Source organism: Flavobacterium sp. AK-301, from assembly GCF_058310215.1.
In genome coordinates, this window is sequence record NZ_JBZEES010000027.1 from 1 (window position 1) to 2,987 (window position 2,987).

3 protein-coding genes are annotated in these 2,987 nt (G+C 35.8%); all 3 read right to left on the bottom strand.

Annotated features, from left to right (window positions below; translation table 11 throughout):
* Window positions 1-378: 378 nt before the first annotated feature.
* A complete protein-coding gene (locus AC4FQX_RS15025) occupies window positions 379-930 on the bottom strand; it encodes a hypothetical protein (RefSeq protein ID WP_491168535.1) in 552 nt (183 codons plus the stop codon).
* 288 nt (window positions 931-1,218) lie between these two features.
* Window positions 1,219-1,479, bottom strand: a complete 261-nt coding sequence (locus AC4FQX_RS15030; RefSeq protein WP_491168536.1) for a hypothetical protein — start codon at window positions 1,477-1,479, stop codon at window positions 1,219-1,221.
* Window positions 1,476-2,987 (bottom strand): RHS repeat domain-containing protein (locus AC4FQX_RS15035; protein ID WP_491168537.1); only part of this gene is annotated, 1,512 nt, incomplete at its 5' end. The genes AC4FQX_RS15035 and AC4FQX_RS15030, both read right to left, overlap by 4 nt.

The window sequence follows — 2,987 nt, forward strand, 5'->3', positions numbered from 1 at the left end:
AATAAACTAAAACATTACGAACTAGGACACGAGCAAGATGCTCGCGCCAGCAGAAGAATATCTTTCCACATTTTTACACTTTTGTGTAAACTTATTTCAGGACAAGACATCATGGTTATTCCAGTTTTCTATCTTATATCATTATCAAATTTTATAAATTTTTCTCCTAAAGAATAATCCAATTCCAAACTATCAACAATTGTATGTGATAACAGTCCTTTTTTTTGTAACCTATTTTCAAACGAATATTGATTAAGTATTTCTAAAAGCCTATTAAGAAGTATTTCATCTTGTTTACTCATACTATCTTTAACTAAACAATCCATTATTAGATTTATTAAATTTCCTTTTCTTTCTGTAAAGACTTCCTTATTCATTTTATCTAGTTAAATTATTTAAATTATTAATATACATTTGATAACTACCCCCACTATATATTCCTCCTTGAGAGGCTGCACGTCCAAAAATATATTTACTACCAGGTGCAATTTGAAATTGTAATATTTTAGACATCCTGTTCCAGCTTGGTGGAAGAGCTAATCCTGCTCTATTAGTATAATTAGTAAATATTGGAAATAGATATCTTCCACTCTGATTTGCAGCACCACCATAAAATCTTAAACCGAATGTTGCATTGTCGGCAGTTCTTAATGAAATAGTTTCTACTTCAAAACTTTGCAAAATTTGTTTTCGATATGCTCTTGGCAAACCTTGGTTTTGTAAATACTTAGATGCTTCTCGAACACCATCATAAGCACCTCTTCCCCCTTTAGCTACAGCCTTCATCCCCATTTTAGCACCACCACCTCCAACTAGATCAAGAGCTCCTAACCCCCCAACAGGAGAAATACCTCCAATCTGGACCAACCATATTGCCATAACCCCCAGGTTTAATCCCCGCTGGCGCGAGCATCTTGCTCGTGACCACATAAAACTATTTCCTAAAGTTAAAATAAACTAAAACATTACGAACTAGGACACGAGCAAGATGCTCGCGCCAGCAGAAGAGTAAATATTTCCTTTTTGTTTCTCTTTTGTGTAAACCTATTTCTATACAACTCCTATTTTATATCGTTGAGAATAAAGTCTTTGAAAACAGATTGTTTAACGCCTCAAAATATAAAAAATTAAAATTGAGGCTTTTCAAAGTTGTATTGGATATTCAACTATGTTTTACATTGTCATGTGATTTCAGGACAAGACAAAAAATCATCTTCATTATTCCATATAAAATACATCTATCAATTCTTCCAATATCTTACCCTCAAAAGTCAATTCATAATTTATATCAAATCCTTTTTTTTGTAATTCATCACTTGCCCAATCACGTATTTTATCTACTACATCCTCATCAACATCTATAATAAAAAATTGATTTTCTGTTCTGACTTGTCCCAGTTTTAATCTTAATACTTCTTGTTTTTTTGAAAGACTATAATACAAATAGTCAAATTGATTTTTATTTAGTTTAATTATCATTGTCTTAATTTTTTTAAAAGTTTAGTTACTTTATTTGATGATGTAGGGTTAACAGATATAATTTGTCCTGTTTTTGGATTCACAACAACTTCACCGTATCTACCTATAAAACGCTGGCTTTGACGTCCTAATTGATCTATAACTACATTTCCTGTTTTTAAAGGGTTTTTTAAAGCATCTAAAATAGCATTAGGCTTTAATCCTCTTTCTATAGCTCTATTTAAACCATGTTTAGCAAAACCAGTAATTTCAAGACCATTTGCTGCCTTAACTCTTTGTACAACTTTTAATCCCCCTCCACCAACTAGACCAAGAGCTCCTAAACCTCCAACAGGAGCTACATCTGTAGCAAATCCATCATTATTAACAAAGAACCCTCTTCCATTATGGGTAACTATACCACCATCTAAAAACCTCATTACAGCTCCAAAAGTACTTAACTCACTTTTTGCCGGAGCAATCTGATAATCTGGAACAATAGGTTCATACTGAACGAAACTTACATTATTCCCCCCGGTACTTCCCATCATATTATTAACAAATCCGGTATTTGCGGGCATAGGACCTAAATAATTGGTAGTATACACCTGTGCCTTTTGTACTTCCGGGGAACGGTTCTTACCTCCGCCAAAAAGCTTCTTTATACTTTTACTCCAATTCTTGAAATTCAGGTTTTTAGAACGCCAATTCGAAAATCCGGGATCATCCCATGTCTTACCAATACTCCCAACAACGGAACTAATAGCAGCAACGATCATTCCTGCTTTTGATCCGTCATTCTCGGTGCCACAAGTTGTACAGTTCGTTCCGGATTCTCCTCCCCAGGTAAACTCCCCGCTTGGATCGGTATATAGCAACGGATTGTTTAATACATAACCATACCTATTAAAATTCTGGGTATCGGAAGGGTCTTGTATAAAATTATCGGGTTGCAGAAAACGATGTACTTTAGGATCGTATAAACGACCGTTCATATGGATAATACCTACACTCTGTAAATGTTCGTGTCCGGTATACCCTCTGTCCAATATACTGAATCCATTGAGCACTTTTCCTGCCCCGTCCTGTACTTTTGTAATGGCTCCCCAGGCATCAAAATGTCGCTTCTCCACAACTGCTGCTGCCTGATCGGTAATTGCCAGAATACTTCCCTGAACATCCCGATGCAGATAGTAATAATCACTCTTCGCTCCGTCACTTTTTAAAATAACGGGGGCACTATACCCGTCTCCGCCTATAAAAATAACAATTTCTGTGGTTCCGGTAACTATATTCTCTTTTATTTCTATACTGCCGTCATAGGAATAATGTTTGCGCTGACTTCGGTGTCCGGGATCGGCTTCGAGCCCACCGTAGAAACTACTGCTGCGCTGTCCGAAAGCATTGTGTTTAAAACTAATCTTATCGACTCCGGTTTCTTCGATATGTATCGGACTTTTAAAGGTATTATAGGTAATATTCAGCTGTCTTAAATCGGTTTGGGAGTTGGCTGTTTTTCGGATTTGTAA